A 26,280-nucleotide genomic window follows, 5' to 3' on the forward strand; every position below is an offset into this window, starting at 1 on the left:
CTTAACCCGGCAGGCGCACCGGCATGAGCAGGTACGTGAAGTGGGTATCCGGCGTGGGGAACTCGCCCTGCGCGTCCGCCTCCGGCAGTTCCTCCGGCTCCGGGATCATAATCGCGGGGCGGGAGGGCTCGGTGAATCCGAAGACGACGCGATCCGTGTCCACCACCGACAGGCCGTCGCGCAGGTAGCCGGCGTTAAACGCGATGAGCAGCTCGTCGGCGCCGGTGAACGCGCACGCGAGCGACTCGCTGGCCTCGCCCGAATCCGCGCCGGAGGCGTGCAGGGAGACCTCGCCCGGCGTGAAGTGCAGGCGCACCTGCGCGTTGCGGTCCGCCACCAGGGAGACGCGGCGGATGGACTCCATCAGCGGTGCGACCTCGACCGTGGCCATGGACGTGTGCACCTTGGGCAGCAGCGGCTCCACGTTGGGGAAGTCCGCATCCAGCATGCGCGTGGTGGTCTCGCGGTTGCCCACGTGCATGCCGAAAAGGCCCTCGGCGCCGACGTTGCCCTCGGCACCCACGGCGATTTCGACCGGATCCTCCAGGTGGGTATCCAGGGTGCGGGCGTTGTCCAGCAGGGTCTTGGCCGGGACCAGAAGCTTGGCTTCCACCTCCGGGCTCTTCGGCTCCCACTCGAGGGTGCGCAGCGCAAGACGGAAACGGTCCGTGGCGGTCAGGCGGAGCTTCTCGCCGCGGATCTCCATGTGAATACCGGTGAGCATGGGCAACGTGTCATCCCGGCCCGCCGCGGAGGCGACCTGGGTGACAGCCTGGGTCAGCGCCGCCGGGGCGATCTGGCCGGTGGTCTCCGGCAGGTCCGGGACCTGCGGGTAATCGTCCAGGGACATCAGGGGCAGTTCGAAGCGGGCCTTGCCGCCCACCAACTTCATCGTGTTGCCGTCCGTGGAGACCTCCACCGGCTGGTTCGGCATGTACGCAACAATTTCAGCAAGCAGTTTGCCTGCTACCGCGACCTTGCCCGGGTGCTCAATCTCAGCTCCGAGGCGCACCCGCGTCGAGATCTCGTAATCAAAGCCCGCGAGCTCCAGGCCCTCCTCATCGGCGGTAATGACAATCGCGCGAAGAATTGGCTGCGTGCTCTTGGTGGGCAAGCTTCGCGCTACCCACGCGACGGCGTCGGAGAGGTCCTCCTTGTGGACCCGAAATGACACGCCAGTGCCAGCGGAGTTGTCACCGATGCTTTCGACCATGACGGCGTAACGCTCCCTTGCTTGTCGTTCCTAGGCGGATGTGTGGTTTACCAGCTCCGGGCGAGACGGATTCCCCTCGAGCACCGGGTGTGTAATTTACGTTCTCACTCTAGGCGGAAAGGGAGACCGTTGCCAGCTTGGGTAGGAAAACTTGTAATTCCAAGAATTGGGGCGGCAGGGACCGGGCGGCGAGCGGAAGTGCACAGGCTCTCTTTCTCTTAGAGGAATTACAAGTAAAAGAGTTGGTAACAACAGTAGGTGCTGTGCAATCTGTGGATTTCGGGGTTTTGGCCGTGGTAGTAGCGCGAATCTGGGGTGTGATTCCGCGTGTGTAATGCCTGTGGATAACTCGGTGCGATTGTGGATAACTTCCGGTCCCGGAAATCCATCCACACGAGACCCGGAGTTGTCCACCGCCTGTTCACATGCGGATATGGGGTTGTCCACACCCGAAAACCGCAGGTCGCGCTTTGCGACGAGCTGACGTTCCGGTTGGGGATAACCGCTGAAAAGTGAGCAAGATCTCCAAGTTACAACGGCGTAATTACACAGGTGTGGAGAACGCTGTGGATAGTGGTAGCCGTGTGATTTATGTGGTCATTGGTGATTTTGAGGTTTGAGGGGTGCGCATGACAAAACCCACCCGGCTACACCTAGGTGGGTTCTCTGGTCTCAGCGTGCGCGTCTAGCCCTGGCGCGCCTTGTTCTTGATGATCTGGGTAAGCTCCTGGATCTCGTCGTACGTCGAGCGAGTCTCCGTCATTTCCTTACGGATCTTCCGATCGGCGTACATCACGGTCGTGTGATCCTTACCGCCGAACTCGTCGCCGATCTTCGGCAGCGACAGGTCGGTCAGCTCGCGGCACAGGTACATGGCGATCTGGCGCGCATGCGCCACCTGGCGGGCCTTACCGGCACCCGTGAGCTGCTCCAGGGTCAGGCTGAAGTACTCTGCGGCCGCATCTTTAATAGTGTCGGCGGTGAGCTTCACATCGGCCTCATCAGGCAAGATGTCGCGCAGCGCGGCGCGGGCGTTCTCCAGCGTGATCGGCTCGTTGGACAGCGAGGAGTACGCGGACACGCGGATGAAGGCACCTTCGAGCTCGCGGATAGACGCCTCGAAGTGGGAGGCGATCAGCTCGAAGACGGCGTCGTCGACCACGGTGCCGTCCGCGGCCGCCTTCTTCATCAGAATTGCAATGCGGGTCTCCAGGTCCGGCGGTTGGACGTCGGTAATCAGCCCGCCCTCGAAGCGGGTGCGCAGGCGGTCCTCCAGGGTGGTCAGCTGCTTCGGCGGGCGGTCCGAGGACAAGATGATCTGCTTATCCGCCTGGTGCAGCGCGTTGAAGGTGTGGAAGAACTCCTCCTGCGTACCTTCCTTGCCTTGCAGGAACTGGATGTCGTCCACCATCAGGATGTCCAGGTCGCGGTAACGGCGTTTGAAGGATTCCTGGCGGTCGTCGCGCACCGAATTGATGTAGTCGTTGGTGAATTCCTCGGAGGAGACGTACTTGACCCGCAGGTTTGGCTGCAGGACCTGGGCGTAGTTGCCCGCCGCGTGCAGCAGGTGGGTCTTGCCCAGGCCGGAACCGCCCCATATAAACAGTGGATTATATGCGCGGGCCGGGGTCTCGGCGACGGCGAGCGCGGCACCATTGGCGAAGCGGTTGGAGGAACCGGTGACGAAGTTCTCGAAGGTGTAATTCGGGTTCAGGCTGGTCGAACGGTCCGGATCGTGCGCGGGCTTTTCGCGCGGAATACGCCGCGGCACCGTCGGGTGGCCCTGGGCGGGCTGTTGCTTGGCGTGCATCTGCGCCAGCTCATCCAGGCTCATCGGGATCTGCTCCCCGGGCGCAGTGCTCTCAGGGCGCGGCTGGGACACAGGCTGAACTGGAGGTTGTGCCGGAGGCTGGGTGGGCTGCTGCACAGGTTCCGGCGTGAACTCTTCCGGCACCGAGGTTGGGGCCTCGGCCGGTGCTGCAGTTGCCGGCGGTGGGGTCGGTGCTACCGAGACTGCCAGCGCAAAAGGGGTGCCCATGTGAGAGGCCAGCAGCGAGGTGATGTGGGGAGCGAGCGACTCCTCCACCACGGTTTTGGCGGCGGCGTGGGGTGCGGACAGGACTGCGTAGCCGTCGACAAGCATGATGGGCTTGACTAGCTGCAGGTAGGAGCGCTGCTGGTAGGTCAGCTGCGGGACCGAGGAATCCGGGCGCTCGGAGAGCTGCAGGAGCTCGGTGACAATGTCGCGCCACAGCGATTCAACGTGTTGCTCGGCCACTTGGAGCTCCCCTTCTTCGGTCGGTGTCGGTGCATGCAATACAAGGGAGGCGCGCGATGGGGCTCGCGGCGGGTGAAACATGTAATTTCAAAACCCACCGCGGAATCCACCGGAATTCGCGGTGCCTCCACAAGTTTGTGAGGACCCCGCGGGGCCCTCACCTCATCTTCCACAAGTTTATCCACACCTGTGGATAGATTTGCGTTTGGGTTCTATCCACAACGGGTGCATAACCCTGTGGATAACTTTGTCACAGATGCGAAACGGCGATGAGCTGCGAAAACGCGCAGCTTTCCGCGAAAGTCTCAACCTGTACTTCAGAGTTATCCACAGCTTTGCCGCTCGCTGTGAACAAAAGTGATGTGAAATTGTGGTGATAAAACATTGTTACCCGCTGTCACCTCGCAGTGTCTAGATGAGCGCGAAGCGCGGAATGTGGATAACCCGAAGACTTCGAACACGTGTCGGGTAAGACGGGCCGACAAAGTCGGGGTTCGCGCACTACGCGCCCTAAGAACCCGGCCCTACCTGCGAAAAAACACACTGTTGTAATTCCGGGGGTACCCGCCACCACCCTCTGTATCGCGGGGCGTGTCGATTTGTCGCGCGGGGGAAACCTCACGTACCCTAGTGAAGTCTGTCGCGCCTGTTGCGCCTGGCGCTGCCACCCGATACGGCCCAAGTATCCGGCAGCCCGGGCACACCTTGCGCGCTTGAGAGCGCCACCCGCGCCGAGTACCGGGCCCCCGCAAGGGCGAGTCTGTGCAGGTGGGGCATGCGGAACCTTGGAATACGCAATCTCAACACAACTTTTTTAACGGAGGCGGCCTCTGCCCCGGGAGGTACGCAGTACGCTGCGCACCGCTGGCCGCCGTGATGTAACTACAAGGAGTCCATCGTGTCTAAGCGGACTTTTCAGCCCAATAACCGTCGTCGCGCACGCAAGCACGGCTTCCGCGCCCGCATGCGTACCCGCGCCGGCCGCGCCATCGTTTCCGCGCGCCGCAAGAAGGGCCGCGCAAAGCTGAGCGCGTAAAGCCCTTCAAGCCACTAAAGCCACCGTGCTGCCTTCCTCGCTGAAGCTCGCCACCTCGCGCGATTTTCGTCGCACGATGCGCGGCTCGCGTGCAGGGTCACGCACCCTGGTGGTCCACCTGCGAGCCCGAACCGAGACCGCTATTTACGGCGGGCCCCGGTTCGGGCTCGTGGTGTCTAAGCAGGTGGGCAACGCCGTGACCAGGCACGCGGTCTCCCGCAAACTGCGCGCGATCGCGCGCGCACACGCGGAGTCGCTGCCGCGCGAGTTCGACGTGGTCATTCGCGCGCTGCCAGCCGCGGCAACAGCGACGAGTGCCGAGCTGGATCGCGACTTCGGCCGCGCGCTGGCGAAAGCTCAAAACAAAGCCCGGCACAAGGCAGCGGACACACCGACGCGCACAACGTAGATGGCGTACTACAACTTCGCGGGCGGCGAGATCCCCGCACCCCGCGGACCTGTCGCATCCGCGCTGGTGAAGCTGGTGCGCCTCTACCAAAAGTATCTCTCACCCCTTAAGCTGGGTGGGCCCTGCCGTTTTCTGCCTGTGTGTAGCGCGTACGCGCTGGAGGCCGTCGCAAGGCATGGTGCCGTGAAAGGCACGTGGCTTGCGGCTGCGCGGGTGGCGAAGTGTGGGCCCTGGCATCCGGGCGGCTACGATCCGGTCCCGGGAAGTATCCCGCACGCTGCGGAAACGAACACACGACGAACCGATGAGGAGTAACTGCCGAAAGTGCTGAACTTCATTTATTGGCCGATTTCATGGGTGTTGTGGGCCTACCACAAACTCTTCGGCGCGATTCTCTCACCAGACTCGGGTATGGCCTGGGCGCTGTCCATCATTATGCTCACGGTGACGATCCGTGCACTGTTGGTCAAGCCGATGGTCAACCAGATGCGATCTATGCGCCGGATGCAGGAGATGCAGCCGCGGATGCAGGAGATCCGCACGAAGTACAAAAACGACCAGCAGAAGATGGCCGAGGAGACCCAGAAGCTCTACAAGGAGATGGGCACCAACCCGCTCGCCTCCTGCCTGGTGCCCCTGGTCCAGATGCCGGTGTTCATTGGCCTGTTCCACGTGCTGCGCTCCTTTAACCGCACCGGCACGGGCCCGGGCGCGCTGGGCTTGTCGGTTGAGGAAAACCGCAATATTGCCAACTACGCCTTCTCCCCGGAGGATGTCCGCTCCTTCCTGGACGCCGACATCTTCGGCGTCCCGCTTTCGGCGTACATGTCTATGCCGGAGGACGCATTCGCGGCCTTTACCGGTGTGGATGAGCTCACCCGCGCGCACATTATTGCGGTGTGCCTCCCGCTGGTCATCCTGTCCGCGACGTTTACGCACCTCAACGCCCGCATGTCCATCCAGCGTCAGCAGGCCCGCCGCGCCGCCGGCAAGGTGAACACCCCGCAGGGTGACAACGCGCAGATGATGGACCAGCAGATGCAGATGATGAACAAGATGATGCTGTGGTTCCTCCCGGGCATGATCCTGTTCACCGGCTTCGTGTGGCACGTCGGCCTGCTCTTCTACTCCCTGTCCAACAACATTTGGACCTTCTTCCAGACCCGGATTGTCTACGCCAAGATGGACCAGGAAGAGGAGGAGGAAGAGGCCGCGAAGCGCGAGGCGAAGCGCGCCTCCGCACCTCAGGTCGGTGCTCGTACCGTGGATAAGCGCACGAAGAAGCAGCGCAAGCAGGGCAAGTAGCCCGCTCAAGCCCCAACCCGTCGCCTGTGCAAAGGCGGCGGGTTTTTTGCGTGTGGGGCCCTTGTTGCTTGTCGACGCCACGATTGCCCCAAAGTTTGGCGCATTTACTAGAGTCGGTTGCTAGAGAATTCCCCTTGCCGCGAAGGAGTGCACAGCCGTGTCGGAACCCAGCCCGCAAGCAACCCCAAATGCCGAGCTTATGCGCACCGTCTTTGGTGATCGCGTCGAGTTGGCGCAGGCCTACCACGATTCGCTGGCCACGGTAGCCGCCGAGCGCGGCTTCATCGGCCCCAAGGAAGTGGACCGGCTGTGGGAGCGTCACATCCTCAACTGCGCGGTTGCTGCCGAGGCTTTCGACGAGGGTGCCTCTGTCGCCGACGTTGGCTCTGGCGCGGGCCTGCCCGGCGTCCCGCTCGCCATTGCGCGCCCGGATCTGCAGCTGACCCTGATCGAGCCGCTGCTGAAGCGCTCGACCTACCTCAAGGAAGTGAAGACCGAGCTGGGCCTGGACAACGTGACGGTCGTGCGGGGCCGTGCCGAAGAGCAGAAGCGCGGGCAGTTCGACGCGGTGACCTCGCGCGCGGTCGCGCCCTTGGGCAAGCTCGTCGGCTGGTCGCTGCCGCTGGTGCGGCACGGGGGTGCCATGGTGGCGATGAAGGGGGCGTCGGTAAGCGAAGAGCTCGAGCGCGATGGGGCGCAGATCCGCAAGGCCGGCGGTGTGGACGCGGAGATTTTCCAGGTCGGCGAGGGGTTGCTTGCGCAGCCGACCACCCTGATCCGGATCGTGCGAAAGTAGGGGGAGCATGGACGAGCAAAACTACGACGACACGCCGATCATGGCGGCTGCACAGCGGGCCGCGCAGATGACTTCGGGGCGCAAGACTCTACCGAAGCCGGACCACCCACGGCTGCTTACTATCGCCAACCAGAAGGGCGGGGTGGGCAAGACGACGACGGCGGTGAACATGGCGGCGTCGCTGAGCAAGCAGGGCCTGAAGGTGCTTGTGGTCGACCTGGACCCGCAGGGCAACGCCTCGACTGCGCTCGGCGCCGAGCACACCTCCGGGACCGTGTCCAGCTACGAGATTCTCATCGGCGAGGCCGAGGCGAAAGATGCGGTGCAGGAGAGCCCGAACAACCCGAATCTCTTTTGCATCCCGGCGACGATTGACCTGGCGGGCGCTGAGATCGAGCTGGTGTCCATGGTGCGACGCGAGTACCGCCTGCACGATGCGCTGCGGCGCGGTTTTTTGGATGAGTACGGCTTTGACTACGTGTTCATTGACTGCCCGCCGTCGCTGGGCCTGCTCACGATTAACGCGATGACTGTGGTGGACGAGGTGCTCATCCCGATCCAGTGCGAGTACTACGCGCTGGAGGGAGTCGGCCAGTTGCTGGGCAACATCGGGATGATCCGCGAGCATTTGAACCACAACCTGCATATCTCGGCGATCCTGCTGACAATGTACGACGCGCGCACGAAGCTTGCAGCTGAGGTGGCAGCAGAGGTGCGCGACCAGTTCGGCCAGGTGGTGCTGAACAACGTGATCCCGCGCTCGGTGAAGGTCTCTGAGGCGCCCGGCTATGGGCAGACCGTGATCGAGTACGACCCGGGTTCGCGCGGTGCGCTCGCCTACTTTGACGCGGCGCGCGAGCTGGCGACGCGTGGGGACTACCAGCCGCACGAAACGACCGGGCCGATTGGTGTGAGCCCGGCGGTGTATGCGGAGCTTGATGGCAGTTCAGACAGCGCGGACGAGGGAAACTAAGGAGAAATTCATGGCACAACAACGTAAAGGTGGACTTGGCCGCGGCCTTGCCGCGCTGATCCCGTCCGCCCCCGCATCAACAGATACCACCGGCAAGACCGGCGCGATTGGTAACAACGCCTCCGACATCATTTTCGGAGACAACGCCGGGGCCCGCGATCGTCGCGACGCTGAGCAGGAGCAGGCCGCGCAGGACAAGAAAGATAAAGGTGCGCCGAAGAAGAAGGTCAAGGGTGCCCCGACCTTGGGCGGCACGCCGCGCGGGCCGGTGAAGGGTGCGCCGACGGTGACGGCGGCGAAAGACAACGTGATGCAGCCGGTGCCGGTTGGCGCGCGCTACCAAGAGGTGCCGCTGGGCCAGATCATCCCCAACCCGAAGCAGCCGCGCCAGGTCTTCGACGAGGACGAGCTTGCCGAGCTGGTCCACTCCATCCGCGAGTTCGGCCTGCTGCAGCCGATCGTGGTGCGCGACACCAAGGACGGCTTCGAGCTGATCATGGGCGAGCGCCGCTGGCGCGCCGCCTCCAAGGCGGGACTCAAGCACATCCCGGCGATCGTGCGCGAGACCTCCGATGAGGACATGCTGCGCGACGCGCTGTTGGAGAACATCCACCGCGTCCAGCTCAACCCGCTGGAAGAGGCCGCCGCCTACGAGCAGCTGCTCAAGGAATTCGGGGTGACCCAGGAGCAGCTCGCCGACAAGCTGGGCCGCTCTCGCCCCGTAATCACCAACGCGATCCGCCTGCTTCGTCTGCCGGTTGATGTGCAGCGCCGCGTGGCTGCGGGCGTGCTTTCCGCAGGCCATGCCCGCGCGCTGCTCGGTGTGAAGTTGGACAGCGAGGCAGCGACGTCGGCCGCGCAGAACGAGCTGGCCAACCGCATCGTCGCCGAGGGCTTGAGCGTCCGTGCGACCGAGGAGGCCGTCACGCTGCTGAACAACAACGGCGCGCTTCCCGAGAAGAAGAAACGCGAACCCGTCCCCCAGCCGGAGTACCTCACCAACGCCGCAAACAGCCTCGCGGACGCCTGGGACACCAAGGTCTCGGTGACCATGGGCAAGCGCAAGGGCAAGATCGTCGTCGAGTTCGGCGACAAGGACGACTTCGAGCGCATCATGGGGCTCATCCAGGGCGAAGACTAGCACCATGGCGCTACCCGGGGGACAGCTCGTCGCGCTCGAGGAATCGACGCTCGCACGCGTCCACCCGCGCGCAGCCGACAGCGTCTTCTGGGAGCTGGACCCGGCAGCGACCAGCGAGAACCCCACCTCAGAGCTGGACAAGGGCGCGTGGCTGCTCGCTCGCTGCTACGCGCAGAACCCAATTGGCTTTTCCATCGCCGAGCCCACGACCACCACCGGCGCGCTCGCGACCTGCCTGTTCTGCCCGCCGGAGCACGCCCCGGGCGCTGCCCGCATGCCCACGGCACCCATGAGTAACGACGCATGGGTTGTCACTAGCCTGCACATCGCCACCAGCGCGAAGAATCGCGGCTGGGAAGCAGTGCTTCTCGACGCCACCATCACCGCCGCCACCAGCTCCGGCGCCCAAGCCCTCGAGGTCTTTGGGCTGCGCCCCGACGCCGACGCCGCCGACTCTGCAGTTGCGCGCATCGCCCGCCACGCCGCCTCGATCGGCCTGACCGAGGTGTCCATCCTCGAATCTGCGGGCTTCCGCGTGGTGGCCGACCACCCGGTACTCCCCCGCCTGCGGCTTGCCTTGCCGCCGGCGTTCGACCTCATGGCAGCCCACGAAATCGCCGATCTGCTCGCCGCCGTACCCGCAGGCTAAGTAGATTCACTCATTCAATCAATCAATGCCATCATTTCCGCCAGTGCGGTGCGTGAATGACAATGATGTAAGATAGCTGCATGGCTGCCGCGGATATCCATGAATCAATCGCTCAGGGACAAGGCCTGACCAGGGTGTTCGCGCGCCGCAAATCGGGCGCATTTATTAATGAACGCCGCGTGATTGAAACAATGGCATCGCTCGCTAACACCGACGGCGGCACCCTTTTCATCGGTGTTGATAGCGACGGTTCCATCAGTGGATGCTACCCTTTCCACGGCGAGCGTACCGACCCGGCAGAGCTCGCCATGGCGGTCCGGCGCTATACGAATCCGCCGCTTCACGTGGAGGTGGAGACGGCCACGCTCGACGGCGCTGAGGTCGTCGCGGTGAGTACCGACGCGCATCCGAGCCCCGTCGCCACCACGTGGGGCACCTATCTCGCCCGCCGTCTCAACGGGCAAGGCGTCGCCGAGAGCGTCGGCATGGACCCCACATACCTGTTCACCCGCTACCGCGACGCCAACGGGATCGACTGGGCGCTGCTGCCCGCCGAGGGCGCCACGCCAGCCGACCTCGACCCGGCCGCAGTCCAACACTTCCGTGACCTGGCCGCCGCGCATGGAGGCGATGCGCTGCTTGCCAAGCGCAGCGACGACGGCCTGGTGCGCTCCCTGGGCTTCCGCGACGACTCTCCTACCCCGCTGACCCTCGGCGCCATCGCGCTGTTCGGCCGCGCCGAGGCGATCGCGAAACACCTCCCCTACCACCAGCTAGTGTTCTCGGATCGGCGGCACACCCACCAGACGCATCGGACTTCCGGACCCGTCGCGTCAATCTTGCACGCCCTCAATGAGCAGCGCACAACGCTTGGCCCCGCATTTCCGCTGGCCATCAATGCGCTGACTCACCGCGACTACTTCCAGCCCGGCCCGGTGTATGTGGCCTTAGAGGAGGAACGCTCGACGGTGTCGAGTCCCGGCGGACTGCCCCGCGGCGTGGATGCGCGCGAACTGGCAGCGGGCACACCCACCTACGCGCCGCGCTCGCTCCACCTGGCCACCGCAGTTGCGATGACGGGGCTGACTCGGGCGGCGGGCACGGGTATGCCGGACCTGCGCGAACAGATCGACGCCGCGGGTCTTGAGCCGCTGAGCTTCGCGGGCACGCACGGCCGCGGCGTGACCGTCACCGTGACCCACGCCGGCGCGGCCGTAGACCACGAGCTCAAGGGCAACGAAGCGCTCGTCTTTGGCGCTGTGCAGCGCGCGGGAAGAAACGGCCTGGCCAGCGGCGAGGTCGCCGAGCAGACGGGCCTGAGCCAGCAGCAGGCCTACCGGGCGCTGCGCAAGTGCGTCGACGCCGCGTTGCTCCGCCGCATCGGCACCACCCGCACCACGCGCTACTTCATCAAGTAGCCTAAGCGCGCTCCTCGCGCAGCAGGTCCTGGAAGGAGTAGGTGCCGGTCGGCTGCGTGTCCGACTCCATGAGGTAGAGGCGCTTGACCGCAACGACTATGGCCTCGGCGATCGCGTCGCGCTGCGCCGGATCGGTGAGCACGGCCAGGTCACCCGGGTTGGTGAGGTAGCCGGCGACGACCTCCACCGTGGGCATCTTGGTCATGCGTAGCAATTCCCAGGTGCGCGCGTGGTTGTGGCAGTTCTGCAGCCGGGTGCGCGCGGCGATCTCACGCTGGATGTAGCCGGACAGGGTTTCGCCCGTCATCGACGAGCTGCCGATCTCGCTGCCGAAGTAGAAGGTGGCCACACCGTTGGCCTTCTCGTTCTGGTACTGATCCAGCTGCAGGGAGATGACCAGGTCAGCGCTGAAGCTGTTGGCCAGGTCAGCGCGCGACTTAGTGGAGGGGTTATCGCCGCGGGTGCGGGAAATAATGGTCTCCACCCCGGCGGCGATCATCCGGCCCTCGACGCGTTGCGCCAGGTCCCAGACTATTTCCTCCTCGGTGATCGGCCCGTAGGGGCCCTCAACCGTGAGACCGCGCTCGGTGCCACCCAGTGCCGGGTCGATGACCACACGCTTGCCAGTCAGCTGTGGTCCTGCCTGGCGGACGTGCTCGCGCTCGCGGATCGCGGTGGCGGAGCCGCCTGTGATGCGGCGGCCCAAAAGGCTGAGTGCGTGCAGGGTGTCGGGCCCGCAGGTGCCGTCGTCCTCCAGCCCGGAGTTGAGCTGGTAGGCCACGAGCGCCTCGTGCGTGCGGGCACCGAAGCGCCCGTCGATGCGGTGGGAGTAAAAGCCCAGCTCGTGGAGCTGCGTCTGCAGCTGCACCACGTCATCACCGACGAGCTCCTGGCCCGGTTGGTAGCTCAGGACGCGGTTGCCCAGCTTGTACGAGGCCTGGCGCAGCTCGCGCAGCGTGATGTCGTCGATGTTGCCGGTCGGCATGATGCCGCGCGACTGTTGGAAGGCTTTGATGGTGTCGGCCAACGCCTCGTCGAAAAGCATCTCTTCTTGCGAGAACTTCCGGGAGTTCCAGTCATCCAATGACCCCTCATACTCCGTCAACATGCCGAGGCGCGCGAGCGTGGTGCGGGCCTCAGCAACACGAGCGCTGGAATCGCCGACGCGAAGAGTTGCACGCACTTTTGGCCTTTCTGTGTTGGGGAGCAGGTAAGAGGAGGTCAGCAGACCTAGTTAGCACTATCTTACGTGGGGCGGGCCCGGCTTAGCGAACCCGCGTGCCACGGGCTTAAAGGTGCGTCTGCACCCGCTCAACGATCTCGTTCTTCGGGCGCAGACCGATGAACTCGTCGACCTTCTGGCCGCCCTTGAACACCATGACGGTGGGCATGGACATCACCTGGTACATCATGGCCAGGGTGCGCTCGGCGTCCACGTCAATCTTGGCCACCTTGACCTGGCCGTCGAACTGCTGGGCAACCTCGTCGAGGATGGGAGAAAGCTTCTTGCACGGCCCACACCAGGTGGCCCAAAAGTCCACGATAACCGGGATGTCAGACTCGATGACCTCGGACTTGAACGTCTGCTGGGTGACATCAACTGGTGCGCTCATAAGGTTTTTCGCTCCTCGATACATTCTTTACACGGTTGCCTTCCCACCTTAGTGCCGCGCGCACGATCGCCGGGAGGCGCGACCGTGGAGCGCGGTAACAGATGGGTCACAGGTTGCGTAGAACGCGACCTAGAGCGTGGCGAGGTAGTGCTGCGCGTCAAGCGCTGCGCGGCAGCCAGCGCCCGCGGCGGTAATGGCCTGGCGGTAAATGTTGTCCACCACGTCACCTGCGGCGAAAACGCCAGGCACGCTCGTCGCCGTGGTTGGGGCCTCGACCTGGATGTAGCCGGCCTCGTCCACCGCGACCTGGCCCTCGAGGAAGGCGGAGCGCGGGTCGTGCCCGATGGCGACGAACAGCGCGGTGGCGTCGAGCATCTGCTCCTCGCCGGTGACAGTGTTGCGCAGCTTCAGGCCGCCGACCTTGCCGTCGGCCTCCTGGACCTCTTCGACGACCGTGTTGGTGATGAACTCGATCTTCTCGTTCGCGCGGGCGCGCTCCAGCATGATCTTGGAGGCGCGGAAGTTCTCCGAGCGGTGGATCAGGCTCACCTTGGAGCCGAAGGTGGTGAGGAAGGTGGCCTCCTCCATCGCGGAGTCGCCGCCGCCGACCACGGCGATGTGGTGGTCCTTAAAGAAGAAGCCATCGCAGGTCGCGCAGGTGGACACACCGCGGCCCGTGAGCTGCTCCTCGCCCGGGATGCCCAGGTGGCGCGGGGCGGCACCCGTGGCCAGGATGACAGCGCGGGCACGGTACTCCTCGCCGTCGACGTACACCTTCTTTTCCTCGCCGCTAAAGTCGACGCGCTCGACGAGCTCGGGGCGCAGGTCCGCGCCGAACTTCTCGGCCTGCTCGCGCATATTCGACATCAAATCCGGGCCCATGACGCCCTCGGCGAAGCCCGGGAAGTTCTCAACCTCGGTGGTGTTCATCAGCTCGCCGCCAAACTCGTAACCCTCAAACACCAGGGGCTTAAGCTCGGCGCGCGCCGCGTACAGGGCGGCGGTGTAGCCGGCCGGCCCGGAGCCGACGATGATCACGTCGTGCAACATGTCCGCGGCGGCGGACTCCTCTGCCGGCGCAGCCTTCTCGGAGCTGCCGAGCTTATCGACGTTGACCAGGTTAAAACCGGGGTTGGTCATCTTCTTCCACCTTTATCTCATACGACAGTGCGCTATTTACGGTTCCACAGTGTACTGCCCTACTTCTAGATCCGGTCCATCATCGCTTCCGCCACCACCGAGCGGGCCCGGTAGCGGCGGGACTTCACGGTGCCGGGGCGCACGCCGAGCTCTTCGGCGGCGCGTTCGACGGACATGCCGTGGACGTCGATAAGCAATAGAGCGCGGCGCTGGGCGCGCGGCAACTTGGCCACCTCGTTGCGAAGTGCCATGGCCGAGGCGAGGCCGCGCAGCGGGTCGTGTGACAGGCGAGTGTTGCGCTCGATGCCGAGTTTGTCCTCGTCGTCGATGCTGATTTCGCGGTCTTTGCGCGAGACGCGGCGCTTGTGGTCGATGGCCGTATTGACCGTGGTGCGGTGCAGCCAGGTGGAAAGCTGTGCCTCCCCGCGGTAATTGCGCAGGTTGCGGTAGGCCTTGAGCAGCGCCTCCTGGACGACGTCCTGCGCATCGTGCTCGTTGTGCGAATAGTTGTAGGCCACCCGCAGCAGGTGCGGGCTGTGCTTGCGGACGATGTCTGCAAAGGCGTCCTGCTCGCCGCGGGCGTGCGCGCGCAACAGTTCGCGGTCAGTGCGAAATTGCATGGTTTTCCCCCAAAAACTCCCCCAAGTTCAATGATGTAGGCACAAGTATGCCCGACCCCCGCGGTTCGCGCGCGGGGGCCGGGCAATTTTATTCAGCGTTGGAGGCTTGCCGGATTAGCGCAGCTCGGTGAACCCGATGAGCGAGACCTCCCGCACCTGAATTTCAGCGGACTTCTCGCTCGCCGGCAGGGAGAGGAACACCCCGCGCAGCGGGCCGGAGTCGTCCACGTCCACGCTGTTCTGGCCCGGGTGGAAGGTGCCCTCGGCGAGCGTGGGCAGGGCTTCCGCGGTGAGTGGGCCCTCGTAGTTCACCGGGATGGCGTGGACACTGTACGGACCGCCGTCGGAGGTGGTGTCGATGAGCAGCTGCTCCACGCTGACCTCGCCAGCCGTGGTTGGCGGGGTGAACGCGATGCCGCCGCCGCGGGCGGTGGTCCAGCCGGTGGTGCGGTCTCCGTCCACGGTGGCGGCGGGGCCCTCGGCATCCTTGTCCGGCTTTTCGGTGTCCCCGTCGTTGGCGCTGTCGCCGGTGCCGGGCTCGCCCGCGGGCTGGCCTTGGGCGTCGATAGGCTGCGCGGAAAGCGGGCTGATGATCACGGGCAGGCCGACGTGCTCGGTGGCCTCCTCCTCGATGTGTTGCTCGCCCTGCTGGACGGAGTCGTGCGTGACCGGGGAGTTGGTGTCGTCGCCGGAGAGGAAGCCGATCAGCGAGATCGTCAGCGCGGCGATGAGCACCACTGCCCCCACCGCGATGGCGGACAGCAGCACGGTGGTGACCGTGCCGAGGCGGCGCGAGCCGAAGCCGCCGCGCAGCTCGTCCGGGTCGTCAGTGTCCTCGGCGACGGGCTCGACGTACTCGGCGAAGCCGGAGTCCTCTTCATCCTCGGTCGCACCCGTCGTGGGCTCTGCGGTTGCCTCGGGTGCTGCGTCCAGATCCTCGTCGACGCCAGTCACCTCCTCGCCCGGTGCGGGCAGATTCGCCTCCTTGCGGAGTGCCACTTCGAGATCGTGGAAGTCGCTGTCTTCGATGGCGTCGGCGTCGACAAGCGCGCGGGTGCGCTTCGTGATGCCCTCGAGCGCGTCCGAGTTGACGTTGGTGGTGAGCAGCTGCAGCGCGGAGGCGAAGGCGTCGGCGTCGGCGGGGCCGGAGGCATCCGGCAGAATGGCCGGGAAGGCGAGGCGGACGTGGCCGTCGGTATCCACGCGCAGGCGCTGGCGGTTGTCTAGGCCGAGCGGGATGCCGGCCTCGTGCGCGGCGGCGAGCGCCCCGGCGAGCGGGGCGAGCGCGTTGGCGACGGCCTCGGTGTGCAGCGTCTGGCCGCTCTCCGCGACCGCCTTGACCGAGGAGCCCTCGATCCAGTCCGCGACGATGAGCGAGCCGGTGCGGTACGAGAGGATCTCGATGTTGTCGGCCACGGCCGGGTGGTGCAGGTTGGCCAGCTTGCGGGTGCGGCGCGCCACGCCCGCTGCCTGGAGCGCGGCCTCGCGCGGGGTGGCCGGCGCCATGGGCGCGGCACCGGTGGTGTCCACAAACGTCAGCGCGACCGGTGCGCCGGTGGCCACTTCGCGGGCTTGCCAGAAGCGGGCCCCGGTGGTGGCGCCGTGGTCGCGGATGAGACGGAAGCGTCCGTCGGAGACACTGGCGCCCGGCACCAGGCGCGGGCCGCGGACCACACCGGCGGACATCGGCGGCGGGACCGGGTTGGCGTTGAAGGTGTCGGAGGCGAGGAATTGCGTGGACATGTCGCGCGGGTCGACCTCGCCGACCTCGATGGCGGCCTCGTCGTCCGGGGTGATGAAGCGGGACAGGCCCGGGATGCGCGCCAGCGCGCGGCCGAGGTTCTGCACCTCGGGAAGCTTGGAGCGCGACAGGACCAGGCCGGTGACGATGACGAAGATGATGCCAAGGATCATCACTTCGATGAGGAAGCCGAGCGAGGGCAGCCCGATCAGGCGGCCGAGTGCGCCCGGGATGTCCACACCCGCGAGATCGCGCACGAGCCAGCGCAGCAGGTAGGTCGCCGCGATGCCGACGAGTGCGGCGGCGAACGCCCAGATGGAGGTGCGCATGACGGTGGCGGCCTGCAGGGTGCCGAGCTTGCGGCGCAGCAGGAAGGCACCGATGAGCGCGCCGGCGATGAAGCCGAAGCCGTTGGCCGCGCCGAGTAGCACGACCACGGACTGGGTGGAGTCGGCCACCATGGGCGCGAGGTAGCTCAGCACGATCTTGGTGGCGGTGATACCGGCGATGATCATCGTCGGCGTCCACGCCTCCTCGCGCGCGTAGAAGACACGCAGGTGCAGCATGACGAGCGCGTACGGGATGAGCGTGAACGCGGAGAAGCTGATCGTCAGGCCGAGGATGCGGGCGGTGTCGCCGTCGAAGTTGCCGTAGGCAAACAGCGCGTGCCCGATGTCGGGGCCGAGCGCCGTCATGAACACGATGATCGGGATCAGCGCGATAAACGTCAGCTTGGTGCCGAGCGTGAGGTCGCGGACCACGGCCTCGTCGTCGCCGTCGGCGGCGTTGCGCGACAGTCGCGGCATGATCGCGGTGAGCAGCGTGACGCCGATGATGCCGTAGGGCACCTGCAGCAGCATCCAGTGCTGCTGGTAGATGATCGGGGCGGCCTCGCTCGCCGTCGAGGCGATACGCGTGGTGACGATGTAGCCGGCCTGGCTGATCGCCACATACGTGATAATCGCCAGCGCCATCCCGCCGAACTGCTTGAGGCGCTCATCGATGCCCCACAGCGGCCGCAGATCAATGCGCAGCTTGCGCAGCGCGGGCACCATGATCAGGCACTGCACCACCACACCGAGGGTCGTGCCCAGGCCGAGCAGCGCCACGTGCGGATTGCTTATCGACGCTGGCGCCGCCGGATGCAAGTGCCCCGGCACCAACATGTAGAGCAGGAGCACCGCGATAGAAACGACATTGTTGGCCACCGGAGCCCAGGCTCCTGGCCGGAAGTGTTCCTTGGTGTTCAGGATCGCCATGAAGAGCGAGAACATGCCGTAGAAGAAGATCTGCGGCAGCACCAGGTAGGCGAACGAGGTCGCCTGGACCACGTTGACCTTGCCCGCGTCGTTGAGGAAGAGCCTGGTCAGCCACGGGGCGGCAAGTACCGCGATGACGGAGACGACAGCCATGAGCGTAAACGTCAGCGTAAACAGCTGCCGGATGAACCGGGCGCCGTGGTCCTCGTCCTCTTTTTCCGCGCGCACGAGCACCGGCACCACGAGGGCGGTGAGCACGGAGCCGAGCACGATCTCGGTAATGATGTTGGGCAGCGTGTTCGCCGTGTTGAAGGCCGATGCCACCGCCGGGCCGAGTGCGGCGCCGATGAGCACGGTGCGGATGAACCCGGTGATGCGCGAGATGAGCGTGGCCACTGCCATGGAGCCGGTGGCGCGCACGACCGAGGCGTTGGAGGTGCCCTCCTCCCCCGCTTCTTCCGTATCGGTCTCGCGGGTGACGGTCGCGACGGCAGCGGCCTGCGTGGCGGGTGCCGCCTGCTCGGCGGCGGCCGGCTCGGGTGCGTCGACAGCCTGGATGGTGTCGGTGGTCTCCGCCTTCGTCGGTGCGTCGCTGCCCTTCGCGCCGGCTGTTTTTGCCGGCGCCGTGCGCTCGCCCTTGGGGCTGGTGGTCAGCATCGACTTGTCGGGCTGCTCCGGGTTTTCCGCGGGGCCTTGCAGCTTGGCCGGTGGCTTGGGCACCGGTGCCGGCGGGGCGGGGGTGACTATGCGACGTCGCAAGCCAGCCGCGTGCGCCGCGTCATCCTGCTGTGTCACGGAAGCTTCTCCAATCAGGTGTGGTGGTCTGTACCGAAGTGTCTTAGGGTGCAGCTGCACTTGGCGGGTCGGCACCAGTCTCGGTCGCGGCCCCTCGCGCGGCGGCACCGCGGCGGCGCTGGCGCCAGATCGCGAAGAAGACGAAGGCGGCGATCAGCGCCGCCATCGCGGGCAGAAGGACGGAGCCGCGGATGGCCATCGCTGCGGTGCGCACGGTGATGTCCACCGGCTGCGACATGGCTGCGCCGTGCGGGCCGGCGAGGAAGAGCTGCAGCTTGGTTTCCTTGCTCTCCTCCGGAAGGTCCGCCGTCATCTGGACGGTGACGGAGCCGCGAGCTGGGATCCGCATCTCGGCAGGGACGTTGAGGCGCGCCCCCTCGGGCCCGCGGTACTGGATGGAGGTGCGCACCGGCAACGGCATGCCGTTCTGCGCGACGATCAAAAGCGGGCTCGACGGCGAGGTCCGCGTGTAGACGTTGCCGGGCGGGATGAGCGCCACCGAGTTGCGCAGCTCGGTGAGCGTGTCGCGCGAGCCGGCAAGCGTCCGGCTGGTGGTGGATACCGCGTCCGCGTAGCCGTGCAGCGAGCGGCGCTGGCCGGGGCTCAGCGCGGTGATGAGGTCGCGCCGCAGCGGTAGCGTGTAGCCGTAGCGGGTCAGCGCGATGGAGGGGTCGGGGGTAAGGAGCGCGGTGAGGTCGTTGATGAAGCGGGCCTGCTGGGTCGCCGCGAGGATTTCCGAATCGGCGTAGGTGCCAGGGTCGGAATAGGGACTGCCGATCGTCTGGGCCGGCGGCACGACCGTATCCGCGGGCGGCTCCAGGTAGCGCGTAAGCGACAGCGGTGCTGCCCCGCCGTGGGTGACCAGGTCGGAGACTGTGCCGAGCAGCGTGGCGGCGCTGTCGGCGTCCCACGTCGCCGGGGGGTTGACAAAGACGGGTTCGGTGTCGGGCTGGTCCTCGAAGGCCCACGCCTGCTGCGCGGCGAGCCGAATCGCGCTCGCCGCGTTGGTAGCGCGGGACGCGGCGGAATCCTGTGTTGCGTCGAAGCGGGTGAACTCGGGCGCGTATGTCGCCGTGATTGGATTCGGCCCCACCGAGGCGAGCACCGAGGCGAGCGAAGATTGGTAGCCCACCGCAAGCACGTTGGGCGCGGACCACGCGAAGCGCTGTGCGTCTGCCGATGTTTCACGTGAAACATCGGGATCCGTCTGGATCGTATTGGCGGGGAGCAGGACTCGCACGGTCGTCTCCGGCCGTGGCGCGGCGGCGGTGCGCGCGGAGCCGGGGGTGCGCACATCAAGGTTGCTCTGGGAGGTGTTCTCCCTCGACGTGGTCTCCTCCGTCGCTGCCTGGTCGAGTTCCCACGCCGCCTGCATCCCGCTTTCAGGCACGGTCGAGTGCGCGTGGTCGGCCCACCCCAGTGCCGGGGCGGTCGCGTGCTCGATCGCGTTGCCCGCGACGACGACGTTGTGCATGCCGGGGGTGCCAAGCACCCGTTCCAGGACGAAAGGGCCGCGCTCGACGGTCTCCCGGATCAACCAGGGATCCCCCGTGCGTGCTACCGCGTCTAAGTCCGCGTTGGCCCACGGGAGGGCGACGGTGCAGCCGGTTCGCGCGATCTCGCGCAGCGTCTCTAAGAATCTGGCCGCGTCCTGCGCGCCGGTCCCGGGGGTGCCGTCGGTATCGTTCGCGGCGCTGCCCCAGCTGTCGCGCAGGCGCTGGGGCTCTTTGACGACGGGCGCGCGCTCGGTATCCACCGCGTACCCGTCAGCCATGCGGTCGACGGTGTCGACGAGCGCTGGGTCGATCGCGGCGCACGTCGCCTCGCGCACCTGCGGGGTGTCGAGCGCCTCGAGGTAGGCGGTGGCCAGCCGGTCGAGGCGGCCGCCAGGTTTAAGTTGGTCGGCAAGCCGCTCGGACTGCAACAGCAGCTGCGGGTCCTCGGGGGCCTCGCCGGTCTCCCCCGGCATCAGGTCGACGGGGGCGGAGATCGGGTAGAGCGCGCTGAGCGCGCCCGGACGTGCGCCGTCGGCGAGCCCGCGGACCGTCAGGTGGAAGCGTTCGGAGTCGAGGGGGGTGCCCGTGGCGTCGAGAAGCGAAAGGGCGAGCGGGTAGCTGCCGATGTCGCCCATGGCGAGCGCGTCGGTGTCGAAGTCGAGCTCCAGCTCGGTGGACTCGCCGGGCGCGAGCGCTTGCACCGTCTGGGCCTGGCCGATGAGCCCGTAGTCGGCGAGCGAGGCGATGGTGGCCATGCGCTGGTCGGTGACCGAGCCGGTGAGCGGGCCGCGGCGGGGCACGAGCTGGAGGCCCTCGAGCGGGGCGTCGGAGGTGTTGCGAACGCGAAGTTTCACGTGAAACGGATCGTGCGCGCGGATCGACTCCGGCAGCTCGATCGCCTCGATGGTGGCGCGCTCGCCCTCGCCCACGCGCACGTTGGGGTTGACCCACTGCGCGGCGACCTCGGGGTTGTCCGGGTTGGTGGGCACCGGCAGGGTGTCGGCGGCCACAGGCTGCGCGCCCGCCGCGAGTGCCAACCCCGCAACCGCGAAGGTGGGCAGCGCCGCGCCTGCGGGCCCCCTCATCGCGGAGTGGCCCTTCCGGCCTCGGCCTCCGCCCGCGCCAGGTTGGGCATCTTGTCATAGGCCACGCGCGCCAGCTTGCGCTCATCCGCGTACGCGAGGCGCTCGATCAGTTCGCTCATGGGCACCCACGTGACCTCGGTGACCTCCGGGTCCTCGTCGTTGAGGATGCCGTCGACGTAGCGCAGCAGGTTGTGGTGCACGGTCTTGTGGATGCGCACCCCGTCGGAGACGAACCAGTAGTCGATGGTGCCGAGGGTGTCGAAGGCCTCGCCGGTAATGCCGGTCTCCTCCCACACCTCGCGCTCCGCGGTCCGCCACTGGTGCTCCCCGTCTTCCACGTGCCCCTTCGGCATGGACCACAGCAGGCGGCGGCGCCGATCGAGCCGCCCAATCAGGGCGACGTAGATCTGCGACATGTCCACCTTATTGTTCTCCGGGTTGACCGCCTCGGCCATCCCGGAGACCACCAGGCCGCCGGCCGAGGTCTCGTCCCGCGTTTCCATCCCCGACTGTGAGCGGTGGCTGTACTGCGACTGGCGACGGTTACTCCCCTGCCCGCGCCCGCGCTTCCGCCTTGCCGGGTGCTTGCCCGACTGGTTGCGGTTGTTGCTGCCGCTTTTTGCTCCGGAGCGGTTGCGGTTGCGACGGCGCTTGCCGCCTTGGCCGCCGCGGCCCTCCCCCGCCTCGCTCGCGCCGTGGCTGGAGTGCTGGTTGTGCTGTTCCTTATTCTGGCCCTGCTGGTTCTGGTTGCTGTGGTTGCTGTGGTTGCTGCCCGACCGGTTGCCGCGCCCGCGCCTGCGACGGCGGCGTCGCTTCGGCCGCTGCTGGCCCCCACCGGCACCATTCTCCCCGCCGACGCCGCCCTTTTCGCGCGCGCCAGCACCGCCGACGCTGTTGGAGCTGCCGGCGGTGCGGTTGGGCCGTGTGTTGTCAGTCATCCGCCTTATCGTATCCGTCCCAGCGCCGGTTGTGGTATTTCACAACGCCCTTCCTCTCCTTTGACGTGTCCGGGTAACGTGAGCATGGTGACTACGCCGAAATCTTCTTCGCCCCTGTTCGACCTCCCCGACGCGGACGACCCCAATGCGGTCGCCGTGCTGATGGCGCGCGCGCAGCGAGGCGTCATGGAGCTCGCCGACTTCCTCACCCCGCTGGCGCAGTGTTTCGCGGAGCGCAGCGAGACCTTATATATGGTCGGCGGTCCGGTGCGCGATGCGATGCTGGGCAAGCTCGGCCACGACCTCGACTTCACCACCTCCGCGCGCCCGGAGGTGACCCAGGAGATCCTTGATGCCTGGGGCGAGAAGACCTGGGACGCGGGCATCGAGTTCGGCACCGTCGCCGCGGTCAAGCAGGGGAAACAGGTCGAGATCACCACCTTCCGCGCCGATTTGTACGACGGCGTGACCCGCAACCCGGAGGTCACCTTCGGCGACACGCTCGAAGGCGACCTGATCCGCCGCGACTTCGCCTGCAATGCGATGGCGATCGAGCTTTCGCTTGTCGACGGCGCGTTGGCCCCCACCTTCCACGACCCCGTCGGCGGACTCGAGGATCTGCTCGCGCGCCGCCTGGATACGCCCCAGGCTCCGGAAGTGTCGTTCCGGGACGACCCGCTGCGCATGCTGCGGGCCGCCCGTTTTGTCTCCCAGCTTGGCTTCGAGGTTGCGCCGCGCGTCTTCGAGGCGATGCGGGAGATGGCCGAGGAGATCAACCGGATCACGGTGGAGCGCGTACAGGCCGAGCTGGACAAGCTCATGCTCGGCGCACGCCCCTGGGAGGGCATCGACGTGCTGGTGAAGACCGGCCTGGCCGGCGAGATTCTGCCGGAGATTCCTGCCCTGCAGTTGGAGCAGGATGAGCACATGCAGCACAAGGACGTGTACTGGCACTCGCTGACCGTGTTGCGCCAGGCCACCGAGCTGGAGGACGAGGGCCCGGACCTCAAGCTGCGCTGGGCGGCGCTTCTACACGACATCGGCAAGCCGGACACCCGCGCGGTGAAGCCGGGCGGCGGCGTGAGCTTCCACCACCACGAGGTGGTCGGGGCGAAGATGACGCGCAAGCGCATGCGCAAGCTGAAGTACCCCAAGCACGTGACCGAGGACGTCGGCCAGCTCGTCTTCCTGCACATGCGCTTCCATGGCTTCGGCGAGGGTCAGTGGACGGACTCCGCCGTGCGTCGCTATGTGACGGACGCAGGCGAGCTCCTCCCCCGCTTACACAAGCTTGTGCGCGCCGATTGCACCACCAGGAATCCAAAGAAGGCGCGCAGGCTCCAGCGCACCTACGATCACTTGGAGGAGCGCATCGCCGACATCGCGGCCAAGGAGGACTTGGCCCGGGTGCGCCCCGACTTGGACGGGAACGAAATAATGCAGATTCTCGGGCTCGAACCGGGCCCGGAGGTGGGGAAAGCATGGAAATACATGAAGGAATTGCGGCTCGAGCGCGGCGAGCTCGAGCGCGACGAAGCAATCGCGGAGCTGAAGAAGTGGTGGGAGGCGCAGCATGGCTGATCGCCTAATCCCAGGTGATCGCGGCCTGGGATCGCTCAAGCCTGGCAAGCTGTTGGTGGCCAACCCTGAGCTCAAGGAGCCGTTGGTCGAGCGCTCCGTGTTCTTGGTCCTGGACATTTACCCGCAGGACAACGAGGTAGAGGCGCTTATGCTGCACCTGCCGATGAAGAAGAAGGTCAACGACCACTACGACGGATGGGACAATTTTCTCACCGGCGACAGCGCGTACTTCCGTGTCGGCGGCCTCGCGGAGGTCTCCTCGGCGCGTTTCGTCGGCGTGCCCAAGGATGGCATCGACCCGAGCGCGCACCTGCACATGAACCCGCTGACGGACAAGCTCGCGGTCTTGCACGGATCGAAGGAGCCGGAGCGGCTGATGCGCGACGTCGAGGACGCGCGCATGTACATCGGTGTGACCTACTTCGACCTAGCGATGCTCCGCGATGACCTCGGCACGGGCCAGTGGCTGCTTGCCGACGCCCTGCCGGAGGACGTCCTCTGCCCCATCGACGGCGACCTGTGGAGCGACGTCATGCGCCGCGAACCCGTACGCTGGCAGGCCAACCCCGAGAATTCGGAGTAGGTGAGCGTGACTGTTTCACGTGAAACATTGGAGGAAATTCGCGGCGGCATCAGCGACATGTGGCTCGTTGGGCTGGGGCTGATTCCGCTCGGCCTTGCCTTCGGACTGCTCATGACCCAGGCAGGATACGCCTGGTGGTGGACGCCGATCTTTTCAATCGTGATCTACGCCGGCTCGATGGAGTTCCTGGCTATCAACATGGTCGCCTCCGGCATCGGTCCGCTCTCCGCGGCGATCACCGGCTTCATGGTGAACTTCCGCCACATCTTCTACGGACTCACCTACCCGCGCCACAGGATCCGCTCCTGGTGGGGCCGCCGCTACTCGGCTTACGCGCTTACCGACGAGTCCTACGCCGTCGTCTCAGCCCGCGGGCCCAACGCGCCAGTGACCGGCACCCGGCTTTTGACCATCCAGGTGGTCTGTCAGCTGCTCTGGGTCGTCCCGGGCATCATCGGTGCGCTCGCTGGGCAGATCTTTCCTTCCTCGGTGCAGGGCATGGAGTTCGCGCTCAACGCCCTCTTTATTGTCTTGGCCTACGAGGCATTCAAATCCTCGCGCGACCTCGGAGCGGTCGTGATCGCGGCTGGCATGGGTGTGCTTGCCTTTGTGCTGGCGCCCTCCTCCATGCTCATGGTCGCACTCATCGCCTACTTCCTCCTGTTGCTCGTGCGCTACTGGGTGCCGACACTAGATAAGAAACTCACGTGGAGGTTGCGTTAATGGGACTGCCCGCAGGCGTAACCCCCGCGATGGTGTGGGCGGTACTCATCCCGGTGTGTATCGTCACAGTGGCGTTAAGGGCCCTACCCTACTCCTTCCTTAAGCTGCTCAAAGGGAGCCCGTTTATCGAGTTTCTCGGCGTCTACATGCCCGTCGGGGTGATGACCGTGCTCGTTGTCTACACCATCGGCGGAGCGACCGACTCCCCCGGTGGCGTTGCGGCCGCGCTCATCGCGGGCGCACTGACGCTTGGGCTCCACGCTTGGCGACGCGCACCCGGCCTCTCCATCTTCACCGGCACCCTCGTGTACATGGCCTTGGTGAACCTGGTTTTCTAAACGTGCGCTGGCCTGGAGCTTTGGCGTGCATGACTGCCGCGGGTGGAAAATACTAAAAAGTAGCGCTACTCTGGCATCACTGCCCGCATAGTTGGCACGTGTCAATCGAGCTTCACAAGTACAGAAGGAGACAACATGAAGCGCATTCTTGCCGCCGGTCTCGCTGGCGTGACCGCACTCTCACTCGCAGTCGCACCCGCACAGGCAGCGGAAGGAAACAGCGACTTTATCGACGGTGTTCGCGAGAAGGCTAAAGATTCCGAGTTGATTGACGGCATTCGCGACGCCGCTGAAGGCCCGAAAGGTGTCGTGGAGGGCGCGCTCGAGGGTGCTGAGGAAGGTGCCCGACAGGGCATTGAGAAGCGGAAGCTGGACAAGAAGCTCGAAGAAGACGGGTACGGTGCTGCCCCGCAAACCGATGGTGCCAAGGACATGATGGTTGGCTCCGTCGAGCGCGGCTCCAGCGCGGACCAGGCGTACAAGGCGTCGCAGGCGGGCTGGATCCTGACCTGGCTCGCAGTCGCTGCTGCTGGCATCGGCGCAGTTGGCTTCGTCGCCAACCAGGCTGGCCTGCTGCCGAACATGCCGAACCTGCCGTTCTAAGGCATCGGGTTTTTCGGAACTTCCCCACTTCTCGCACTTGCGGGGGTGGGGAATTTTTGTGTTCGGACTCTTGCTCTAGCGGCGGTAGCGCCGGCTTTCCTCTTCGTAGGGCCGTGAAGTAAATCCCTGTGTGAAACAAATTTCTCAAAGTTCCGCTGAGAATTCGGGGTTCACGATATGCTGTGGGCATTGCCATACACTTGGCATCTAACTTCAACACCACTAGGAGATTCCAATGAAGCGTATTGCCGCAGCGTCCCTGGCCGCAGTTACTGCTCTGTCCCTGGCAGCAGCACCCGCACAGGCACTCAAGGGGTACGGCTACGATTCTTCCTCGAAAGTGACGGACGTCGAGCTTGGCGCCTACGCGGGGTACGCAGGTCTCGCCGAATTTACTGAGGAGGGTAAGGGGGTGTCGAAGCCTTACAAGAAGTCCTCTGACTCCGGGGTTCTTGATTCGAGCAAGGGCGACAATGGCACGTACCTCAACGGTGGCCTGACCTCCTCTGGAAAGAATGATGCGAACCAGGGCTACCCGCTTGGCACG

24 protein-coding genes are annotated in these 26,280 nt (G+C 65.7%); 15 read left to right on the forward strand and 9 right to left on the reverse strand.

All coding sequences use genetic code 11. The annotated features are described in order from the left end of the window. Position 1: 1 nt before the first annotated feature. The gene (gene dnaN, locus HMPREF2990_RS02275) at positions 2 to 1,213 is read right to left on the reverse strand and encodes a DNA polymerase III subunit beta (protein WP_070762523.1); all 1,212 of its coding nucleotides are present in this window, start codon (positions 1,211 to 1,213) and stop codon (positions 2 to 4) included. A 685-nt stretch (positions 1,214 to 1,898) separates the two neighbouring features. After that, complete coding sequence (gene dnaA / locus HMPREF2990_RS02280; RefSeq protein ID WP_070762524.1) at positions 1,899 to 3,491, reverse strand: chromosomal replication initiator protein DnaA; 1,593 nt, start codon at positions 3,489 to 3,491, stop codon at positions 1,899 to 1,901. A gap of 898 nt (positions 3,492 to 4,389) precedes the next feature. On the opposite strand from dnaA, the gene rpmH reads away from it, so the two are divergent. From rpmH to HMPREF2990_RS02325, 9 genes are all read left to right on the forward strand, one after another. Further along, entirely contained in the window at positions 4,390 to 4,527 is a 138-nt protein-coding gene (gene rpmH / locus HMPREF2990_RS02285; protein WP_038593492.1) for a 50S ribosomal protein L34, read from the forward strand. Positions 4,528 to 4,552: 25 nt separating this feature from the next. Then, complete coding sequence (gene rnpA, locus HMPREF2990_RS02290; protein ID WP_070762525.1) at positions 4,553 to 4,936, forward strand: ribonuclease P protein component; 384 nt, start codon at positions 4,553 to 4,555, stop codon at positions 4,934 to 4,936. Then, the gene (gene yidD, locus HMPREF2990_RS02295; protein ID WP_070762526.1) at positions 4,937 to 5,251 is read left to right on the forward strand and encodes a membrane protein insertion efficiency factor YidD; all 315 of its coding nucleotides are present in this window, start codon (positions 4,937 to 4,939) and stop codon (positions 5,249 to 5,251) included. Between the two features lie 9 nt (positions 5,252 to 5,260). Beyond that, positions 5,261 to 6,241: a membrane protein insertase YidC gene (gene yidC / locus HMPREF2990_RS02300; protein WP_070762527.1), complete on the forward strand. Its 981-nt coding sequence runs from the start codon at positions 5,261 to 5,263 to the stop codon at positions 6,239 to 6,241. 199 nt (positions 6,242 to 6,440) lie between these two features. Beyond that, on the forward strand, positions 6,441 to 7,037 hold the full coding sequence (gene rsmG / locus HMPREF2990_RS02305; RefSeq protein ID WP_070762561.1) for a 16S rRNA (guanine(527)-N(7))-methyltransferase RsmG: 597 nt from the start codon (positions 6,441 to 6,443) through the stop codon (positions 7,035 to 7,037). A 7-nt stretch (positions 7,038 to 7,044) separates the two neighbouring features. Then, complete coding sequence (locus tag HMPREF2990_RS02310; protein WP_070762528.1) at positions 7,045 to 8,010, forward strand: ParA family protein; 966 nt, start codon at positions 7,045 to 7,047, stop codon at positions 8,008 to 8,010. Between the two features lie 10 nt (positions 8,011 to 8,020). Then, on the forward strand, positions 8,021 to 9,151 hold the full coding sequence (locus HMPREF2990_RS02315) for a ParB/RepB/Spo0J family partition protein (protein WP_070762529.1): 1,131 nt from the start codon (positions 8,021 to 8,023) through the stop codon (positions 9,149 to 9,151). 4 nt (positions 9,152 to 9,155) lie between these two features. Continuing rightward, positions 9,156 to 9,800: a hypothetical protein gene (locus tag HMPREF2990_RS02320; RefSeq protein ID WP_070762530.1), complete on the forward strand. Its 645-nt coding sequence runs from the start codon at positions 9,156 to 9,158 to the stop codon at positions 9,798 to 9,800. A gap of 179 nt (positions 9,801 to 9,979) precedes the next feature. Next, positions 9,980 to 11,218, forward strand: a complete 1,239-nt coding sequence (locus HMPREF2990_RS02325) for an RNA-binding domain-containing protein (protein WP_246817406.1) — start codon at positions 9,980 to 9,982, stop codon at positions 11,216 to 11,218. 1 nt (position 11,219) lies between these two features. On the opposite strand, the gene HMPREF2990_RS02330 is transcribed toward HMPREF2990_RS02325, so the two are convergent. From HMPREF2990_RS02330 to HMPREF2990_RS12335, 7 genes are all read right to left on the reverse strand, one after another. After that, the gene (locus tag HMPREF2990_RS02330) at positions 11,220 to 12,401 is read right to left on the reverse strand and encodes an N-acetylmuramoyl-L-alanine amidase (RefSeq protein WP_070762532.1); all 1,182 of its coding nucleotides are present in this window, start codon (positions 12,399 to 12,401) and stop codon (positions 11,220 to 11,222) included. A gap of 106 nt (positions 12,402 to 12,507) precedes the next feature. After that, positions 12,508 to 12,831, reverse strand: a complete 324-nt coding sequence (gene trxA / locus HMPREF2990_RS02335; RefSeq protein ID WP_070762533.1) for a thioredoxin — start codon at positions 12,829 to 12,831, stop codon at positions 12,508 to 12,510. A 129-nt stretch (positions 12,832 to 12,960) separates the two neighbouring features. Continuing rightward, on the reverse strand, positions 12,961 to 13,971 hold the full coding sequence (trxB, locus tag HMPREF2990_RS02340) for a thioredoxin-disulfide reductase (protein ID WP_083316957.1): 1,011 nt from the start codon (positions 13,969 to 13,971) through the stop codon (positions 12,961 to 12,963). Positions 13,972 to 14,036: 65 nt separating this feature from the next. Then, complete coding sequence (locus HMPREF2990_RS02345; RefSeq protein ID WP_070762534.1) at positions 14,037 to 14,591, reverse strand: RNA polymerase sigma factor; 555 nt, start codon at positions 14,589 to 14,591, stop codon at positions 14,037 to 14,039. A gap of 114 nt (positions 14,592 to 14,705) precedes the next feature. After that, complete coding sequence (murJ, locus tag HMPREF2990_RS02350; RefSeq protein ID WP_070762535.1) at positions 14,706 to 18,386, reverse strand: murein biosynthesis integral membrane protein MurJ; 3,681 nt, start codon at positions 18,384 to 18,386, stop codon at positions 14,706 to 14,708. Between the two features lie 43 nt (positions 18,387 to 18,429). Beyond that, positions 18,430 to 20,967: a hypothetical protein gene (locus tag HMPREF2990_RS02355; RefSeq protein ID WP_070762536.1), complete on the reverse strand. Its 2,538-nt coding sequence runs from the start codon at positions 20,965 to 20,967 to the stop codon at positions 18,430 to 18,432. After that, the gene (locus HMPREF2990_RS12335; protein ID WP_083316958.1) at positions 20,964 to 21,905 is read right to left on the reverse strand and encodes an NUDIX hydrolase; all 942 of its coding nucleotides are present in this window, start codon (positions 21,903 to 21,905) and stop codon (positions 20,964 to 20,966) included. The genes HMPREF2990_RS02355 and HMPREF2990_RS12335 overlap by 4 nt, the downstream gene beginning before the upstream one ends. Before the next feature lie 162 nt (positions 21,906 to 22,067). On the opposite strand from HMPREF2990_RS12335, the gene HMPREF2990_RS02365 reads away from it, so the two are divergent. The 6 genes from HMPREF2990_RS02365 to HMPREF2990_RS12870 all read left to right on the forward strand — a co-directional run. Next, on the forward strand, positions 22,068 to 23,486 hold the full coding sequence (locus tag HMPREF2990_RS02365) for a CCA tRNA nucleotidyltransferase (RefSeq protein ID WP_070762564.1): 1,419 nt from the start codon (positions 22,068 to 22,070) through the stop codon (positions 23,484 to 23,486). Next, a complete protein-coding gene (locus HMPREF2990_RS02370) occupies positions 23,479 to 24,069 on the forward strand; it encodes a YqgE/AlgH family protein (protein WP_070762537.1) in 591 nt (196 codons plus the stop codon). Before HMPREF2990_RS02365 ends, HMPREF2990_RS02370 begins: the two co-directional genes overlap by 8 nt. Positions 24,070 to 24,126: 57 nt before the next feature. Further along, positions 24,127 to 24,792, forward strand: a complete 666-nt coding sequence (locus tag HMPREF2990_RS02375) for an AzlC family ABC transporter permease (RefSeq protein WP_070762565.1) — start codon at positions 24,127 to 24,129, stop codon at positions 24,790 to 24,792. Continuing rightward, a complete protein-coding gene (locus HMPREF2990_RS02380; protein ID WP_070762538.1) occupies positions 24,792 to 25,130 on the forward strand; it encodes a branched-chain amino acid transporter permease in 339 nt (112 codons plus the stop codon). The genes HMPREF2990_RS02375 and HMPREF2990_RS02380 overlap by 1 nt, the downstream gene beginning before the upstream one ends. Positions 25,131 to 25,265: 135 nt before the next feature. Further along, on the forward strand, positions 25,266 to 25,733 hold the full coding sequence (locus HMPREF2990_RS02385) for a hypothetical protein (RefSeq protein WP_070762539.1): 468 nt from the start codon (positions 25,266 to 25,268) through the stop codon (positions 25,731 to 25,733). 235 nt (positions 25,734 to 25,968) lie between these two features. After that, on the forward strand, positions 25,969 to 26,280 hold a 312-nt coding region (locus HMPREF2990_RS12870), incomplete at its 3' end, for a hypothetical protein (RefSeq protein WP_168167110.1).

The organism is Corynebacterium sp. HMSC071B10, from assembly GCF_001814825.1.
GTDB lineage: Bacteria > Actinomycetota > Actinomycetes > Mycobacteriales > Mycobacteriaceae > Corynebacterium.